At 40.6% G+C, this 17806-nt stretch carries 12 protein-coding genes; 1 reads left to right on the top strand and 11 read right to left on the bottom strand.

Going from position 1 to position 17806, the window contains the following annotated elements:
• Nucleotides 1–83: 83 nt before the first annotated feature.
• From FHS57_RS29580 to FHS57_RS29545, 8 genes are all read right to left on the bottom strand, one after another.
• A complete protein-coding gene (locus FHS57_RS29580; protein WP_183980070.1) occupies nt 84–1271 on the bottom strand; it encodes an OmpA family protein in 1188 nt (395 codons plus the stop codon).
• A gap of 157 nt (nt 1272–1428) precedes the next feature.
• Nucleotides 1429–2625: a hypothetical protein gene (locus FHS57_RS29575; protein ID WP_183980068.1), complete on the bottom strand. Its 1197-nt coding sequence runs from the start codon at nt 2623–2625 to the stop codon at nt 1429–1431.
• Between the two features lie 68 nt (nt 2626–2693).
• On the bottom strand, nt 2694–3788 hold the full coding sequence (locus FHS57_RS29570) for a porin family protein (protein ID WP_183980066.1): 1095 nt from the start codon (nt 3786–3788) through the stop codon (nt 2694–2696).
• A 12-nt stretch (nt 3789–3800) separates the two neighbouring features.
• A complete protein-coding gene (locus FHS57_RS29565; RefSeq protein WP_183980064.1) occupies nt 3801–8570 on the bottom strand; it encodes a BACON domain-containing protein in 4770 nt (1589 codons plus the stop codon).
• Between the two features lie 25 nt (nt 8571–8595).
• Nucleotides 8596–10317, bottom strand: coding sequence for an outer membrane protein assembly factor BamB family protein (locus tag FHS57_RS29560; protein ID WP_183980063.1), 1722 nt, complete (start codon nt 10315–10317; stop codon nt 8596–8598).
• A 30-nt stretch (nt 10318–10347) separates the two neighbouring features.
• Nucleotides 10348–10902 (bottom strand): outer membrane beta-barrel protein, encoded by a 555-nt coding sequence (locus FHS57_RS29555; RefSeq protein WP_183980061.1) that lies wholly within the window; start codon nt 10900–10902, stop codon nt 10348–10350.
• 4 nt (nt 10903–10906) lie between these two features.
• Entirely contained in the window at nt 10907–11719 is an 813-nt protein-coding gene (locus FHS57_RS29550; RefSeq protein ID WP_183980059.1) for an outer membrane beta-barrel protein, read from the bottom strand.
• A 17-nt stretch (nt 11720–11736) separates the two neighbouring features.
• The gene (locus tag FHS57_RS29545) at nt 11737–13839 is read right to left on the bottom strand and encodes an MORN repeat-containing protein (RefSeq protein ID WP_183980057.1); all 2103 of its coding nucleotides are present in this window, start codon (nt 13837–13839) and stop codon (nt 11737–11739) included.
• A 534-nt stretch (nt 13840–14373) separates the two neighbouring features.
• On the opposite strand from FHS57_RS29545, the gene FHS57_RS29540 reads away from it, so the two are divergent.
• Nucleotides 14374–14880: a hypothetical protein gene (locus FHS57_RS29540; RefSeq protein WP_183980055.1), complete on the top strand. Its 507-nt coding sequence runs from the start codon at nt 14374–14376 to the stop codon at nt 14878–14880.
• A gap of 128 nt (nt 14881–15008) precedes the next feature.
• On the opposite strand, the gene FHS57_RS29535 is transcribed toward FHS57_RS29540, so the two are convergent.
• From FHS57_RS29535 to FHS57_RS29525, 3 genes are all read right to left on the bottom strand, one after another.
• Complete coding sequence (locus tag FHS57_RS29535) at nt 15009–15668, bottom strand: PD-(D/E)XK nuclease-like domain-containing protein (RefSeq protein WP_183980053.1); 660 nt, start codon at nt 15666–15668, stop codon at nt 15009–15011.
• Between the two features lie 73 nt (nt 15669–15741).
• Nucleotides 15742–16560 carry a DUF932 domain-containing protein gene (locus FHS57_RS29530; RefSeq protein WP_183980051.1) on the bottom strand — a complete coding sequence of 273 codons (819 nt, stop codon included), beginning with the start codon at nt 16558–16560 and terminating at the stop codon, nt 15742–15744.
• An 82-nt stretch (nt 16561–16642) separates the two neighbouring features.
• Entirely contained in the window at nt 16643–17302 is a 660-nt protein-coding gene (locus tag FHS57_RS29525; RefSeq protein WP_183980050.1) for a hypothetical protein, read from the bottom strand.
• Between the last annotated feature and the right edge of the window lie 504 nt (nt 17303–17806).

The raw sequence follows: 17806 nt of genomic DNA, 5'->3' as shown, positions 1-17806 counted from the left end.
TTTAGAGGATAGTATTTTTTGACTCCAACTGTTTATCGTTGGAAAAACAAAAATCAGACATAGAAAAAGGCAATAGAGATTTCTCATTTAGTAGTCAAAATATTGGTATTTTTATCGGCAAATCGTAGTGTTACTCGACGGTTTTTTTTTCTATTTTCTTCGGTATCATTTGCTACTTGTGGGCGAGTTCCTCCGTATCCAATCAAAATGAGTTGTTCGTCTTTGATACCGAGGTTGAACAAAAACGTACTGACAGCTTTGGCGCGGTACTCAGACAAGGTTTGATTGAGTGCTGCATTCCCAATACTATCCGTATGGCCTTCGATATACAGTGCTTTTTCGGGTTGTTGTTTGAGGGTCTGGCCAACTCTTTGCAACAAAGTTTTACTGTCGGCCAATAGTTGAAAATCACTTTGTTCAAAATAAACCGTGTATTCTTCGTTGGGTACAACAAGAGAGAGAGGCGATATAAGTTCAGTTGGAGGCTTGGGAAGGTTTGATTCTGGTAGTTTTGTTGGATTGTCAAATGCAACGGCTGCCACATTTATTCCAGGCTGAATTGTAATCGTTTGTTGGGCGTATTGCTTTGAAAGGGTTTCGGTAATGAGGGTGTAATTTTGATTGGGGATAAGTTGTGCCATGTAATGATTGGATGCTAAATTGAGCAAAGCTTTTTTTTGCCCGTTAGCAGCTACTAACCAACATCCTTTTATGGCTTGTTTTGATTCTACCATCACACTCAATAAAGTAACTTCGCGCAGGAGGTAAAGAGGGTAGTCATCGGTTTGATTATTAAGGTTATCAATGATTAAATTACCGTTGTAATCTTGGTAACCCGTTGCCTTGGCTTGGAACGCTACTATATCTTTTTGGTTGAATACTACCTTGATTTTATTTGTTTGTTTATCGGTATCAACACATTCTGTTTTTTTTGTTTGTGTATAAGAAAAGCAAACAGCAGCTTTCCTTATCGTTTCTTTCGAGATAGCGTCAATGAGTTGAAAATGGAAGGATTTGTAGGCTTTTTGACTTAGAGAAGTATCTTTCAATGTAAAGTGTCTTTGCTCGGATTGCTGGTAAGGTTTATTGCTATTTTGTTTATCATTGGGTAGTAGATGGAATGAGGTTGCAAAAGTCACCTTGGTATTTGACTGTGTGAGGTGAGCTGGAATGGTCAAAGTACGATAGCCAGACATCTCAATGTTGAGTTGTCCTTTTTGGCAAGGCAATTCAGCTTCAAAAAAGCCTTTACTATCTGCTTGAAATAACATTTTCTTCCCACTTTCATCTTTCCAAATACCCTTTGCTGAGATCCCATTTTGGGTATTGAATTCATAGATATAACCGTTTATTTTGACAAAAGGAGGGGATTGAGCACTCGCTAAAGAGCACCCAATCCACCCCAGCATCACAAACAAAAAGTTTAGTTTATTTAACCGAAAGACCGATATTACCCAATAAAACATCCCAATTAAAGGCAGTTTGTCCATCTATTTGTTTCTCGTAAGATTGTAGTTTCACTTTTACGTTTTTTTTGCGTACATCGCTATACATTACCTCATTTTCTTTGCCATAGCCCATGAAAGTTTGCTGTCCACTGATGATCCCATAATAGTTGCCATCCCTTTCTTGGGTTAAATCTTTGATGTACTGTACTTCTGACCATTCAATTTTGGCGGTTGAATAGGGTAATAGTTGCAGCCTTTTCAAGTATTCGCGTACGGTATATTTTTTGATTTGGCCTGGATTTTTGTCAGAGTCCACTTCAATCATGGAGTTGGGCATGAAAAGGCGGGCAGCTGTTTCTACCGCTATGTCTTTTTCAGCTTTGGGGCGTTGTTTATCAACGATTACGTTGAGGTATCCATAAAAAGCATCTACTTTCTGTTTGGCTTTTTCGCGGTAGCCTTCTAATTCTCCTTCAGTTAAACTTGGAGTAGGTTTTGGTTGAATAACAGGTTCTGGCTTTACAATGGGCTGAGGTTTTGGAGAGGGCTCTGGTACAAGTACGGGTTCAGTTACTGGTATAGGCGTTGGTGGTGGCGTTGGTACAGGAGAGAGAGTAGGAGATGTGGGTACAATTACCTGATTTACCGACTGATCTACTGTATGTTTAACACTGCCTAAAAGCGATGCTGCCTCAACAAATTCTTTTAAAATATCATGGCTTCCGTCTTTTCGAATCACTGCGACTATCTCGTTTTTATTGATAGAGGCCGATTCTTTCGATTCGTTTACGTAGTTGATAATGTCATCATTTTCGGTAGAGATATTAGCCAAGATCACTTCGGTAGGGAGTGCTTTGATGATCAGGTCGGCTTTGGGAGCTATCACAGGTGCATTGAGAAAGTTGTTTACCTGCTGAGTGGCGTCGGCGTCTGATAAATTATTAAGAGAAGAAACGACTAAATAGGCTGCCCCTTTTATAATGAGTGCAATACCATCTCGGTGGCGAGTATTGGTGATGACACTTTCCCCTCGCTTGACTTGCATTTTAAACTTTCCTTCTTGATAGGACTCAATAGTCTGTGCCGTTATTTTATTGCCATTGATAAAATACACCGTAAATTGAGCATATGATGGCGAAGCCGAAATCAGAAGCCAGAATAGAATAAATCGTTTCATTTTGTGAGTATTAAGTGCTGACGCACGAGTGAAAATTTTGTTTGTTTTATTGGTGATTTAAGGTGTTTTTAGAGTCGAAATCGGTAGCCAAATATTAGCCCAAAGCCACGGTTAGTGGTCTGGTGGTATTCATCGGGTTTTGGGTCATACTTGGTAATATCGCTAAGTCCGTAATCATATCTTGATTCTAAAAATAGGTTGGAACGGCCTATGGCATAAGAAGCTCCAACGCCACCACAAGCGCCATATTCTATCCGATTGTCGGCAAGCCCTCTGTCCAAAAACTGATTGAATACGTAGGTTTTTCGGTATTTTTGTTGGTTTTGCATGGAAGTAGTCGTTGCACTAAGCCAGTATCCTCCAAACGCTCCAACGTTGGCATGGAGTCCAAACTTACCGAAAGCTACCTGACCTTGTAGCAGTAAAGGTACTTTGAGGTAATTGGCCATGAGCTGTTCGTAGTCATTTTCAAAGACTAATTTCATCCCCTGTTGGGCATAATTAGCCTCCAAGCGCAGGGCTAAATGTTTATGGATTTGCCATTCAGTTCCCAACATAGCACGATAACCCATGATGGGCTGCACCCAACTTTGGAGGGCATCGGGAAGTGTTTGGTGAGCCAAGTTGATGCCACCGCCCGCATAAATGCTAAGGCTACGCCCTGTACTATTGGTAGGAGAAGGGGTATTAGGGGCATTTGGTTGACCAAATGTTTCTGTTTCGCCATTGTTGTAAATGATTTGTGCTACCTGCGGTAAGCCAATTTTATTAATTATCGTTTGTCCTTTTTTACGATAACTAATATTCTTTTCATCTACTTCCACAATAGTACCCTCTATTTGTTGTCGGTTTTTTAGAACTATCTTATCTAATTTAGCCGAAAGAGGCTTTGGTTGAGTAGCTATATCGTTATAGGTTTCCACGTCGCCGTTGGCATACACGATTTTGCTAATGCTTTTTACAGGCAGTTGAAGTTTTTGGCCCTTCTTGTCGCCAAAGGTCTGATACACTATCTCCTGGTCAGTTACTTCAACGACTGTGGCTTTTATTACCGATTGGTCTAAGCGGTAGATGAGGTCGGGTTTGTTTGTGTTTTGGGAGAAACACTCGGATATTATCAATAAACAACTTACTAATAATCCAAACAGATATGGGCTTTTCATCTTAGGAGGGGGTTATTCTTTTATGATACGTTTGAACGATACGCCTTGGGCGGTTTCAACTCGTAGGGTATAAGACCCCGTAAAGCCACCCGGCAAAGCAATATCTAATTTTTGCTGGGCATTAAATACTGAAAGCTGATTGTCAGTGGCTTTGAATAGTACATTACCTATTACATCAACGACCACAACGGCTATGGCAGGCATTTGTGCGTCTTGACTCGTGAGGCTAAATCGCCCGTTGTTGGGGTTGGGGAATATTTCATAAAGAGCCTCGACTGTCTGAAGGGTTTCGGGTTGAGCCAGTGATTCTATGATTACGTCTTGACTGCCTGTCCTGTCTGACAATTCCACTTTTTCAACCAATATGCCCGTTCCTTTGATGGTGAAAGAGCCTGATTTTCCTTTTAATGATGTTGGAATTTTGATATAGGCCTTGGTGTCGTTTTTGGTAGGTACGACTTCAAGCGGCTGCCCTACAGCCGCAAAATCTCGATTGAGGAATTGGACAGAAAAGGTTTTTGTAGCAGTCTGTTTAGTATCAAATTTGATGTGAGCCATTACATAATTAAAGTTGGCTGGGTAGTACATCAAAGAATGAGTAATATTAATCTCGGGTTTGATACTTAAACCTGACCCTGAAACGATTACCTGTCCGTTTTTAGCTTGATTGTTAGATGCACTATTTCCTCCACCAAACCGCCAGCCGCTGTCATTGTTATATTCAAAGTTTCCATTCTGAATCCCCAGTTTCATACCACCATCAGTGTTGTTGAGGCGAGGGCGAGTTTGCAATTGGTTGTCCATTTCGTAGATATTCATTTTGTTGGTGGCGTCGGCCAACTGCGCATAGCCCCCGCCAATGCGACTGAAATAGTAGCCTGATTTCTCGCGAGCAGGCTTTGAGGCCAACAGCGCTCCGTTTGTTCCATACCATTGGTTGAGATAAAGAGGCTCTCCATCATAAGAAATAGGCTTTCCATCAGAACCTGTTAATCTTGTGTCAATGGTACCAAAATACCAACTCACAACTCCTGAATGTGCTCCACCAAAACCGCCTGTTTTGCCCTCAGATATTTTGGTATTGTCTAATTGGTAATTGACTCCTCCGATAGAGGGGACTCCATCGAATGCCACTAATAATCGTCTAAACCTATTTTGGTACTGAATTTGTAACCAAGGTGGAAGAAAATAGTTGGTGATAAAAATTACAGCATTGGCATATATTTCGGGATCCCCAAAGCGGCTTGCTAAGTTTTCTAAGGCTGAGTCGGAGTCTTCATAATCACCATCTTTTCGATAATAGACCTCGGCTTTTTGGACATTTTCGGGTATTCTGATTTTGATTTCTTCGGCTGTACCTACCGATGCCGACGAGCAGCCAATGGTGTTCGTACAACCATCGGCGTAGCCCGTTACGAGTGGAAGCGAAGCATAAGTATTTCGCTGTTTTCGTACTACATCGCCCATGTTGGTGGCAGGGTGTGGGTCGAGGGCAGTGTAGTGGTCAATTTTTACATTGGGAAACCACTTCGCCATGCGGTGCATGAGTTGTAATAATAAAATTGTGCCTCGACTGTGGCCAATAAAGTGTAAAGGTTTACCAGAGGTAAGCAAATTGTTAGGCAAAGTAGGTATTTGAGCGTCAGCCAACATAGCGAATAAAATATCAGCCGAACCTTCTAAATAACCTGAGTTAGACATATACAGCAGGTTGTTGAGTAAGGCATAAAGTTCTGTGTTGGAGGCATCTGCCCAGTTGTAAAACAAAATAATTTCCTTGGTTGGGTCACCATTTCCATTATTACTGACAGCCTCCCACCTTTTCCATTTTCTTGTATTTACATCATTGATATAGACCGTTGCGCCTGCACCTGCTTTTTCCCTAATGCTATTGGCAAATACCCCAAAACTCGCTGTGAAATCGTCCCTCAGTTTTTCAGGTGCTTCGGGACCTGCGGGGCTAAATCCGTGTGTTATCAAAGTAATACCCGCAGGGGGGGCATTGGTAGTGCCGCATACTGCTTCCATAAAATCAGATGCTCCCACTGCATTGACTGCTCGCACTCGGTAACAATACTGGGATTTTGAGGTTAGTTTTTGGTCTAAAACGGTGGTAGTGTTGGCAGGTAACGTGGCTATTTTCTTAAAATCGGAATTGGTAGGGCCAAGTAAAAGTCCATCGGCTCTTTCGAGTTCATACGAAGTCTCGTTAGTGGCATTGTCTTTCCAGCTAATGCGTAGTTCATACTCCGATGTAGCTGTAACGGTCAATTGGGTGGGGGCTTGGGGAGGTGTGGGTTTAGTACCCTCTTGGGTAACGGTAAATGTTTTGATCAATCCACTGGCTGAAAAAGTAATGACTCCTGTCCGTGTCGTCGTATTGGGATTGGCATCTATACCGTACCTAAAATTGTTGATAACGCCTGCTCCACCACTGGAAGGACTAAACGTGAGCCAAGTAGCATTGGAAGTAGCCGACCAAGGTACGTTTGAGGTAATACCCAACTGCCCCGCTTCGCCCGTGGCCGCAACGGTCTTACTCTCTGCCGAAAGACTCAATTCTGGAATTATGCCCGCTTGGGTGACGGTGAAAGTAGCCGTTTGTGTTCCTGCCATTACCGTAATTTTTCCAGTACGGCTATTCACTGAAGTATTGATAGCCACCGACCATGTCAACTCTATATTCGTCCCTGCATTGCCCGAAGTGGGGCCTATGGTGAGCCATTCAGCATCGCTGCTCGCTGTCCATGCCGTGTTTGTAGTAAGTTTGAGAATCCCAATACTAATCGAAGAAGCATTTACTTTTATACTTGTTTCCGAAAGCGACAAACTGGCGTTTACGCCTGCCTGCCGAATAGTTACGACGACATTGGCTACGCCCGCCACCGAAAACGTAAGCGTGGCCGAACGCTCCGCCGTGGTAGCATTGGCAGAGGCGGTAACAGATACGTTCTGATTGCCCATACCCGAAGCAGGTGAAACCGTAAGCCAATCTGAATTGGTAGATTTGGCAACTGACCAAGAAAGGTTTGACACAACCGATAACGCCACCGTACTACCCACCGCTGCGATGGTAGTGGGAGCCGTAGGGCTTACCACCAATGAGGGTGCAACTCCTGCTTGCGTGACGGTGAAAGTAGCCGTTTGTGTTCCTGCCGTAAAAGTGATGATACCTGTACGGGCTGCCGTTGCCGTATTGGCTTCGACGGTGTAGTTTACCGCAATGTTTGTGCCTGCATTACCGCTGGTAGGGCTTACTTTGAGCCAAGCAGCATTGCTGTTGGCAGTCCAGTTGGTGTTGGTAGAGATATTCAGGCCACCTTGCTCACCTGCCACCGGGGCATTGTGGGTGATAGTTGATAGGGCAAGCGTTGCAGCCTCGGCAGTTATTGTGATGCTCTTGGTGGTACTCGCTGCCGTAGCCCCTTGTTTGTTGATGGTGAGTTTGACGGTATAGTTTCCTGCTTTGTTGTACGTTTTAGTGGGGTTTTGTAGGGTTGAGGTAGTACCATCCCCAAAATCCCAAGCCCAACTCGTAGGGCTGCCTGTACTTTCGTCTTTAAACGTAATGCTTTGGTTAAGTTGTGGGGCAGTGGGGGTGTATGAGTAGTTTGCTGATAATGTTACAGCATTTACAGTAGGGGGTTCTATTTTTACTAATTTATTAGACCAAAATCCCCATAAACTTTCATCAAGAGCATTGGTCGTTATGTTTGTTAAATAATTGCTCTCAAGCTTAAAGGTACTTAAAGCATTATTTGAAAATGTGATACTGTTGCCTGTAAAGGTATAGTCTTTAAATGTTTGAATATCATAGGTATTAAAATCTAAATACCATTTTCTGTTACTTTCGTAATCTAAAATAAAATCATTACCATCATAACTACTTTTAACAGGGTAAGTGTACCATTTTTTGGAATCAAAAGTTGCAATCTGATAACCATCAAATACCCAAACCACACCCAATTTATCAATATAAATTTTACCCGTAGAATTGTTTATTTTGCTATTCAAAGCATATCCAAGCATTTTTGCACCTTCAACTTTCAGAGCAAATTGACCACCTGTACCACTTGCCGTCATCCAGATTTGGTCATTGCCCTTAACATCCATCGACAGGAATTTATATAATTTACCATCAGAAGGCACATTCACAACCCCATTCAAAAACTCAGAACTCACTTTGGTTAAATCAATAGATTTACTCCATTTGCTTCCATCAAAATTGTGAATGATACCACTATTATCGAAGACCCACAGTTTACTATTGTTATCATTGGCAAATAACAGAGGTATATCCATTGTTACTGATAATAGATTAGGTAATGTTTTTGACCTACGATTTAAATGGTCTGAATTATAATAATAGGCGTACCAGACACCTTGACTATCCATACGATAAATAGCCCCTTCTGCATTATGTTTTATCCAGATATTATTTTTTTTATCAATCGTAAAAAAGCTAAAATCTACACTTCGTGGGGATTGACTGTCTTTACTCGACATCAAATAAGGAATATCAATTGACGTTAGCTTGCCTTTATCAACTTTGATTATGCTGTAATCAACATAACCAAAATCAAGAGATTTTACCCCTATAAAATATTGAACTCCTGTAACATCGAAAACTGGTCCGACTTTCCAATCGCTATTAAAAGCAAGACTTGGGTAATTATTATAAGGTGATGAAGATACAGTATATATTGTTGTTTTTTGCCCCCAAGCCCATTGCCAAGAAACAAAAACAATCATAAATAAAACTAAACGAGATAATGGTTTCATACGAAAACGAGTTTTAAAATCAATTTTAGTTATCAGGATAACCACTAATGCCTGAATGATACACCTTACCGTCAGAAGTTACTACGCATGGGCTGGAATCATTGGATGAGCCTAAATTGCCAGTCCATTTTTTTACACCAGTTAAAGCATCAAAAGCTGATATCCAAACACCATGATGGATATAAACGACTCCCTCAGCAATCGTAGGCGAAGACTGATTAATAAAGGTAGGTGATGGAACTTCCCATTTTTTTGAACCATTTGAAGCATCTAAGGCATAGAACTTGTCTCTAAGACTACCTATATAGACAAGATTATTTTTTACTGAGGGAGAAGACGACCCAATTGAACCATTGGTTAAAAACTCCCATCTTTTGAGCCCTGTTACAGCATCAATAGCATATACTTTATTATTTTGACTTCCCACATAAATAATGTTGTTTACAACGGTTGGAGAGGAACTTATAGAGCCTATTGCCAAATCCCATTTTTTGATTCCTTTCAATCCATCAATGGCAAATATTTTTCCATCTTCACCTCTAATTCCACTTGCACCTATATATAATGTGCCATTGACTACCGTTGGAGAAGAATCGAGAAAACTTAAATCATCAGATAAAAACTCCCATTTTTTTAATCCTGTATTTACATCTAAGGCGTAAAGAGACCCACACCCAAAATAAACCATACCATTAGATACGGTTGGAGAAGATGTTATAGGTCGTCCTGTTACAAATTCCCATTTCTTTGTACCTGTGTTTGCGTCTAATGCATAAAATTTACGGTCGGTGTTTCCAAAATAAATAACATTATCAATAACTAGAGGTGAAGATATGATTTCTCCACCCGTCGAAAACTTCCATTTTATATTCCCATTTTGAGCATCAAGGGCAAATATTCTATCATTATTACCAAAATATACAATACCATTTGAAGCAGTTGGTGATGCAAAAGTTTCCGAAGGTGTATCAGTTTTAAATCGCCATTTTATGCTACCTGTATTAATATCAATAGCAAATAAAGCGGCATTACTAGCATAGTCACCTTGGTCAGTAGCTATATATAACGTCCCTCCTTGGCTTACTATACTTGCACCTGCCTGCGTAAGCGTATAAGTTTGCGTAAGTCCACCAGAAGCAAATGTTACAATACCCGTGCGAGAGTTGGTAGTTGTATTGGCATCAACAGTAAAATTAATAACTGTATTTGTACCAGCATTGCCACTAATAGGGCTGACTTTTAGCCATGTACTATTGCTACTGGCTGTCCAAGAATTGTTGGCAGTTAGTGTAATACTGGCAGTATTGGCAGTAGCCACTACATTTTGGGTATTCAATGACAGTGTTAATACAGATGCAGTTACTGTGATATTTTTTGTAGCAGATTGACTCGCTACACCTGTTTTAGAGACCGTCAGCTTTACAGTATAAGCTCCTAACTTTGCGTAGGACTTCGTGGGATTTTGTTGAGTGGAAGTTGTGCCATCCCCAAAGTCCCATGTCCAACTGGTAGGGTTCCCTTTGCTTTCATCTTTGAATGTGATAGTTTCATTGAGCTTAGGGTTAGCTTGCGATACGGTGAAAGAGGCAGTAAGTGCTTCCAACTGAGGGCTAACGACACTCTTATTAGAACTTGTACAGCCCACCAAAAAATATAAAAAAATAAAAATTTTGAATTGGCTTTTCTTTACCATGATAAAAAGTCTAAAAATTGATATTGAATACCCCCTCAGTGGTGGCTGTTTCACCTGATTTATCTTTAAGATTAAATTTTGTAGTTAGTCCTTTCTCAAAAAAGCCTGAACCCCAATGCTAAAATAAACACCGCCTTGAGAGCCGCCTTTTCCATTGATTCTGGAACCTACGTTGGCGTATTTTAGAAGTGCTTCTACAGCAAACGAACGATTGACGAAGTAACTCGCGCCCGGTCCAATAGAGAAATCGGTGAGAAAAGGCGAAGAATCAACCTTACTTATTTTGGTAGTGCCTACCTGTGCGGCAAGCTCTCCAAAGCCATACAGTTTTTGCTGGATAGGAAAATAATAACGTGCCATAGGCCCCGCCTTAATCGTAGTAGTACCTCCGACATTAGAGCCTTCATAATCAAGCGATAAGATGCCACCCACAATCATTTGATTGGATAGTGCTACGCCGAAGCGGGGTGCCAAACGCACAATAAAGGCCGACACTGTGCTACTTTGTGATTCAGAAACAGATTTCATTGACAAGCTTGCAGTGCCTCCCAAAAGGCGTGCGCCTTTATTAAATTGCGCTTGAACTTTTTGTATAGATATACCCACTACAAGGATAAATAGCGTTAGAGATATTTTCATGAGATTAAAAAAAGATTTGGATTCCACTAAAAAGACCTACTTCATTGGTTTTAAGTTGACCGCCAATACCCGTATGAGAATAGCGCAACATAGCCTCGATAGCTACATGTTTGTTTAAGAAAAAACTAACACCAGGGCCAATATGAAATTGAGAAGCTGAAAAACTATAGCTTTCATCATCTTCGGTGACTTTGTAGGAGCCAAATCCAAAGCCAAGTTCACCCCATACGTAAGTTTTTTCGTTGAGCGGCTGCATATAGCGCCCAAATGCACCTACTATGCGTGTACTTTCAGACCATACTCCACTGCCCCCCCAAGGCGATGATGAATCGGCATCTTTATCGGTCTTTACCGAGATAGAAGCTCCTACTAAGATGTTTGGCTTAAAAAAGTAACCTACCTTAGGATTGAGAGTCATCTGTGTCGTACTTGCTTTATCGACTACAAAATGACTTAAATCCATTGCTCCCGAAATCATCCATTTTAGAGCCGAGGTATTGGTTTGACTGTTTTTAATGTCGGCCTTTTGACTTATGTCCTTCTTCTGCTTGCCTTGAATTGTTGAAGCTTGAAGATTATAGTTTTCTACCTCCCCATTGGCATATACAATCTTTTGGATGTCTTTGGTGGAGAGCCGATAGATGGTGGCATCGTTAGGTTTACGATAGCGTACCATGTCGTCGGTTATTTCGAGTATTGTACCGCTGATGGTAGAGTTATCGGTGCGGTAGATGACATCGGTTTTGATGGTTTGGGCGTGAAGCTGCAAAATTGCCAGCCCAAATATAAAAGAGTAAAAAGCAATAGTTTTTTTCATTGATTATGGGGATTAAATTATTTTTTTGACTTGTACCAATGTTCACAAACTCCACGTAAAGCACCATCTTTGGAGTAAAATTTTTCAGATTCCTTGTCGCTCCAAAATCCATGCAGTATGTAAATCCATTCATTTTTATCATTGACTTTCAATGATAGTCTGTAACCAAAAAAAGAAGGGTCTTCATAGTACATGCAAGGACAATCAAGGTTTGTAAACCAACCTTCATCTACACTCCTGAGTTCTTTAAGGGCGCTGTTTACCTCTGACATACATTCTTTTACTTTTTTTTCTTCACTTTCAGCCTTTTCCTTCGCTTCTTCTGCTTTCTCACGAGCTTTTTCTTTCGCCTCTTCTTCCTGCTCTTTTTCTCGGTCACGGCGTCTATCGTCTGCACGGGCATTATTCCATTTATCAATGAGCGCACCTTCCCCCTTGCCCATGTCATCAAAGCTATACATCTCTTGGTAATAATCTTCCCGAATTAACCCCATCAAAGTGTACTTGTAAACGTGAAATTTTCCGTTAGGTGAGTGGTTTTTCCAAGGGCCAGTAAATCGTACCCCATTGGGATAACGTATTGTGCCATTTCCTTCAAATCTGCCATCTACAAACCCACCTTCGTACCAAGCTTCGCCATTTTCAAAGCTCAACTTTCCGTATCCATGGGCGTATCCATTGGCCATTTTCCCTGTGTAGTTACCTGACATTGATACTAAGCTGATTTCGGATAAACCGCCCGAAAATGAGCCAGAACCGTGCATTTCGTCATTGTAAAAATCTCCTGAATAGGTGTATTTATTGTAATAATTAAGCGCACCCTTACCACTCTTTTTGCCCATCAAATAGCCGCCTTCATAACTGTACTTTGATGCTTGTACTTTACAGTTAGGTCCATTCAATACCCCACCTACAAAAGTGCCCTGCCAGTACGAGCCGTCTGATTTATCATACATAATACCTTCCCCACTTGCGATGCCGCCAGCGTTAGGGGTTTTGCCCACGAAAAGTGTATTGTTCTTGGCGAGTAGGTATTTTGAGCTGGGGAAGTGATAGGCAAATAGAGAAATGGAAGTGGGGGTAGATAGAACCTGTTGCACGGCTCTACTTTCTACTTCATTTTTGAAAGTTGGTCCGAAACGACTTAGGGTTGCCTTTAAATCCGATATATTGTAAATTGAGGTGATGTATTGTTTTACCAAATCACGGTAACGGGAGTAATCTGGATACCAATCAATGAGTTTGTCTAATTGCTGTATGGAGCAATTTTTGTAAATATTGTCAATGATTTGATCGTCAAAACTCGTGGACGAGCCAATTCGTTTGCGGTAAAGTTCGAGTTGCTCAAATGCCTTAACACGCTTGGCCGCTTGTCCTGGTATTTCGGAGGTTTTGAGAATATTGTAAGTGTCTTGTCGAACTAAAAAGGTATTTAAGTCGGCTGCCGCGAGCGTATAGCGCCTTTTTAAGTCTTTTTCTTGGGTTGGATTCGGTTTGAGTTGGCTGAGTATTTCGACCAATACCTCTTCGGGAACAGAGGCGTTTGTCAGTGTGCGCTCAATAGCTCCCTCAGCGGGTTGGTTAGGATAGAGCATTTGGTACAGTCGTACGTCTTGTACATCTTGGAAACGGTACTCAGTCAGGGTTTTCGGGGTAGTTAGGTAAATATCATTACCTATGAAATAATAATTGACATAATTGTTACTGTTTTGCCGATTGTACTTTGAGAACCACTTTTGTTTTTTTGAATCACTATCAAGTTCAATAATTTTCCCTCCTTGTCGCCGTTCTTTAACTACATCATTGATTGAATAAGCGGTAGCTAAGGCCCCAAAGATTGCTCCAAACCCCATAGCTTCCCCCTCGGTTACAGGGCGTTTTATGGTTCCTGTTGAGGTGTTCTCTTCCATTTCCATTTGAGTACCCAGCAGTGTTGCCCCTGTAAACCACAAGCCTCCTATTACCAGGGGCTTAAAAAAAGTGGGCATTTTGGATAACTGCGGATTGGACAAACTCGTGGTATTGTTTTTAACCAGCGATGAAGACTGGTAAATGGGTTTTTGAATACTACAACCATAAAGCCCTATAACAAATAGGCAATAGTAAATGAAAGGTCGCATTTTTGCACAAAGAATAGTTTACTCAAAAAAATTTAACAAAAAAAATATCTCTCTGTCTCAAAGTGCCTGTTAGTTGCTATTTCTGGTTCAAATTTCAAACCATTGGTAGTTTTTACATAAATTACTGCAACCATTGATAAAAATCTAGCTTGAGAAATACTTTAACATAACACACATTTCCTTCCAAGAAATACCTTGTAACTGTTAACCAACACATTGAACTATATCCCATATGCTACGAGCAACCAATTATTAGCAATTGACCTGTTACATAGACAATGTCCTCTGGTTCAAAGAGGCCATTAACATTATAAAGCAATAGTAACTGTCCGCTTCTTTATTGTCTATTCCGAGCTTATTCTGTTGTGCACTGAGTTTGGATTGGTTCACGATGACAACGAACTTATGAGGGGCTAATTTATAACTGATAGGTAGTGAATAGCTTGGTATAGGTACCGTTGATGAAAGTGCGCTTCTTGTCGTCCCGATAAAAAACTAGACACAAGTTAAGGGAAAACCTAACTTGTAGTCAATATGAGCAAACATCGTAAAAGTTGGAGTGAAACTGAGATAGAAAACATCCTACAACACTATCAACAGCACGGTATCACAGCGACGGTACGCCTCTTTAACGTCGCATCTTCAATGATTTATAGGTGGCACTGGCACTCTATGAGAGGTGAACCTAAAACAGAGGTACAAAGTGGTATCAGTCAAGCGGAATACCATCATCTTTTACGCGAGAACCAACTTTTGAAAGAATTGGTCGCCGAGAAAGAGCTTGAAATACGAGTCAAGGATGCTCTCCTAAAAACCTGTCTATCAAAACAAGAGCGGTTAATAATAGCTCAAGAATTCATTGATTTTCCCTTTCCCATGTGCAAGGTTTTGGCTTGGTGTTCTGTGGCTCGGAGCTGTTTTTACTATTGCTCCAGCATTGGCTTGAGAGGACGTAAACTTTATGCTGTTGCCAAAGATGGAAAAGTTATTGATAATGAGTTTATTATGAAAATTATAGAACAACTCGACAGAATTCACTGAGGTATTGTCCTGCTGAATTCTTGAAGTCAAGAGGCCTTGTGTCGAAGCGGTCAGCACACTTTTCATACCCTTTATTCCTCCCCTCTGTTCTTTTTCACTTGGGTAGGAAGTTCCCTCCTACCCTTTCTTTAAGCAGCTTGTAAAAATGGTTGTTTTGATTCTGTCCTTTGCCAACTACTGGGTGTAAAACCAACTTCTTGCCATGCTTCCAAAAGACATTCATATTTATTTCTCCCTTCTGCTATAAACTCCCGACTCGGTTCATAGATAAACAAATCGTACGGATGTATTTTCTGAATACCGACAAAAACAAATCGCTTCCCTCCTACTCCATCCAGATAATACGCAGCTTGGCGGTCGTAATCGTATGTATGGCAACTTTTTACAAAAGCGGCGTATGTCCGCTGGCTGGTTGTTTTTAAATCAACTACCAAACTTTTCTTATACACCAAATCTAGCTTTGATTTGCAAGGTAAGCCTGTCGCTGGATTGGTAAATAGGCAGACACTTTCTTTTCTTGCAAACTGCCTAAGCCAACTGCAAAAACGATTTTTCAGCACTTTTTCTTTTAAAATATTTAGTAAATCCGCATCCATATCTTCGGGAATAACCGTCTGTTTCTTAGGCTCTAAAATCAGTTCATGCAATGTGCTTCCAAAAGCAAAGGCTTTTTCAGGTTTGAAACTCTTTAAACCAAACAGGTGGTCACGAAATTCACTTAAGTCCGAATTGGCTATGCGGGGAAGTTGGCGGTACTGGGTATCACTTAGGAATGGTACAATGTTCATTTTTGATTAAATTTAGTGGTTTATAAAGGTATAAATTGGGTGTTTTGCTTAGCCTCCAAAGTTTGCTTCATTTTTAGGCCATTTCAAGGCAAAACCGAAAAGCGTCTTCATTCATGCGGGCTAAACTACCTACCGCATTGCCAAACACTGCTTCTTTGGGCTTTTTAATGTGCGTAGTGTAGTGGGTTATTCCATTTAATAACCCAAATAGATTGTCTCCCAGATCTGCACACTCTCGTTCTATTGAGTAGTTCATGGCATTTATGACATTGGTTTTGCGGGTTGAAAGTTCTGTCTTCCCCAATTTTTCCTCTTGCGTCATACGCGTTAGTCGTTCGGTTAAAGCAGACTTAATACTTTCATCAATTTGGACATTACCCAAGCGTTCAAATTGATGAAACAGTTTTGTACGCTCCTCCATAAATGTTTCAAAATAGCGTAGTAACTGGTTTATTTTAGTGTCGTGGTTCTTGGTGTGATGAACTTTTAATTGACGGAATACCTTTGAAAACCGATTTTTACAACGAATCATCATATTTGAATTTCCCATAAAAAAACCAGTACTGCTATCATGGCTGTTGCCAATCATTAAGTAGTCTTCAAAACTATGTCCTCCTACTTGAATCGGTTCGGTGCATTGTAAAAAAGCCAATACTTTCTTACCCCCGTCAAATTCATCAAAACACTTGATAGGAAACCCCGTTATGTCATTCATTCTTTGGACTACCTCCATAAATCGTTCGTTGGAAGTAGGGGTATATGAATCTTTACAGACGTTAAGTAAGTGGTTATTATCACTTCTAAAAATGGCCTTGTAGCCATTAACTACTTGATTGTTAGAATATATAGGCTTTTCTACAACATCCCAACTTGGCTGAAATATTACGGGCATTTTCATGTTCTTATGGTAATTAAAAAGATATAGGAGGTTTGAAAATGAGAGGGTTGTACTTTACCCCCTCACTTATATTTATCTATGCTGCTTGTTTGAACTCTTCGATAATAGGTTCTTCTTTTTCTTGCTCGGCCAAAGCATTATAGAAACAATCTGCGACAAAATGGTAAATAGCACCGTTGGTTAGGGTATCTAATCGGTAAATACGATTACAGTCTGCATATTGCCCAAAAGCTTCAATGCGCTCAGGCATGGCATCTTCCATTTTAAACTTAGCAATAAAATAGGTGGCTTTGGGCTTGATTTTGGTATTTTCATGCGATTCAGGCGTCATGGTCAACACTACTTCTGATAGTTTTTTGCGCTTATAGAAAAGCGGTTGTATCAGTTTTTGAAGCTCTTTTACCGAACTGTTATTGAACATAATCACTGACAGACAATTTTCACTATCCACGAAAAAAATTTCTGCCCAAGTTTCTTCCCTTTCCCTGCCAAATAGGGTATCCGTAAAAATACGCCACGCCAATGGCTGAAAAGTAAACGATTTCAATGGTTGGCCATTATGGTCTGTTAAAATCTCTTCTTCCCCTAATTTAAACGTACCGTTACGGGCATCAAAGCGATAATCACGGGGTTGTCCTTCAATGTAAAGAATTTCATCGCCGAAATCAGGGTTTAAAATTTGGACATGAGAAGTCTGGGCAGCCAATTCGGCTACATTTTTTGATTTGGAAAACATAATAAGTGAGTTTTAAAAGAAAAGATTTGCCCGAACTAAAACGACTGTCGGGTATGAGTCCCTCAAATTTGGTGTTTGCTCCTCCTTGTTTGATAATATAAAGGTACAACAAAAATAGACACAAGTCAATACAAAACTCTCATTATCAGATACTTAAAAAACTTTACATAACCCATTATGTTTACTTGTGGAGAGGTATAAGCTCAGGGGATATATTTCACTCTGTTAAGTGGGATGAAGAAGCTGATTGGTTCCGATTAGCAACACATCGGAGTACGCAAAGACAGAAGACTTACAAATTTGAAGCCATAACCTTCGGCCTGTCCAATGAAGGCAAGACAAAGGTTATGAAAGGTTTAATGAGGCTCACTCACAGGTGTCACTCTTATTTCTCTATTTTGACATCCTCCCCCGCCTAAAGGCTGGGGGATTCCTTTAATTAGCGTTAGATGCCCCTAACGGAGAATTGTAGTATGTTTTTAGCCGCGTTGACATCTCTTAAAT

The sequence above is a fragment of the Runella defluvii genome, from assembly GCF_014195535.1.
Classification (GTDB): Bacteria; Bacteroidota; Bacteroidia; order Cytophagales; family Spirosomataceae; genus Runella; species Runella defluvii.
Note: the sequence above shows the minus strand (reverse complement) of the source record. Positions and strands in the feature narration are given on the sequence as shown.

Coding starts and splice junctions, on each gene's coding strand:
- FHS57_RS29545 (WP_183980057.1), bottom strand. CDS start 13,839: ATGCGACCTTTCATTTACTATTGCCTATTTGTTATAGGGCTTTATGGT.
- FHS57_RS29550 (WP_183980059.1), bottom strand. CDS start 11,719: ATGAAAAAAACTATTGCTTTTTACTCTTTTATATTTGGGCTGGCAATT.
- FHS57_RS29535 (WP_183980053.1), bottom strand. CDS start 15,668: ATGAACATTGTACCATTCCTAAGTGATACCCAGTACCGCCAACTTCCC.
- FHS57_RS29575 (WP_183980068.1), bottom strand. CDS start 2,625: ATGAAACGATTTATTCTATTCTGGCTTCTGATTTCGGCTTCGCCATCA.
- FHS57_RS29540 (WP_183980055.1), top strand. CDS start 14,374: ATGAGCAAACATCGTAAAAGTTGGAGTGAAACTGAGATAGAAAACATC.
- FHS57_RS29555 (WP_183980061.1), bottom strand. CDS start 10,902: ATGAAAATATCTCTAACGCTATTTATCCTTGTAGTGGGTATATCTATA.
- FHS57_RS29565 (WP_183980064.1), bottom strand. CDS start 8,570: ATGAAACCATTATCTCGTTTAGTTTTATTTATGATTGTTTTTGTTTCT.
- FHS57_RS29580 (WP_183980070.1), bottom strand. CDS start 1,271: ATGTTATTTCAAGCAGATAGTAAAGGCTTTTTTGAAGCTGAATTGCCT.
- FHS57_RS29570 (WP_183980066.1), bottom strand. CDS start 3,788: ATGAAAAGCCCATATCTGTTTGGATTATTAGTAAGTTGTTTATTGATA.
- FHS57_RS29530 (WP_183980051.1), bottom strand. CDS start 16,560: ATGCCCGTAATATTTCAGCCAAGTTGGGATGTTGTAGAAAAGCCTATA.
- FHS57_RS29525 (WP_183980050.1), bottom strand. CDS start 17,302: ATGTTTTCCAAATCAAAAAATGTAGCCGAATTGGCTGCCCAGACTTCT.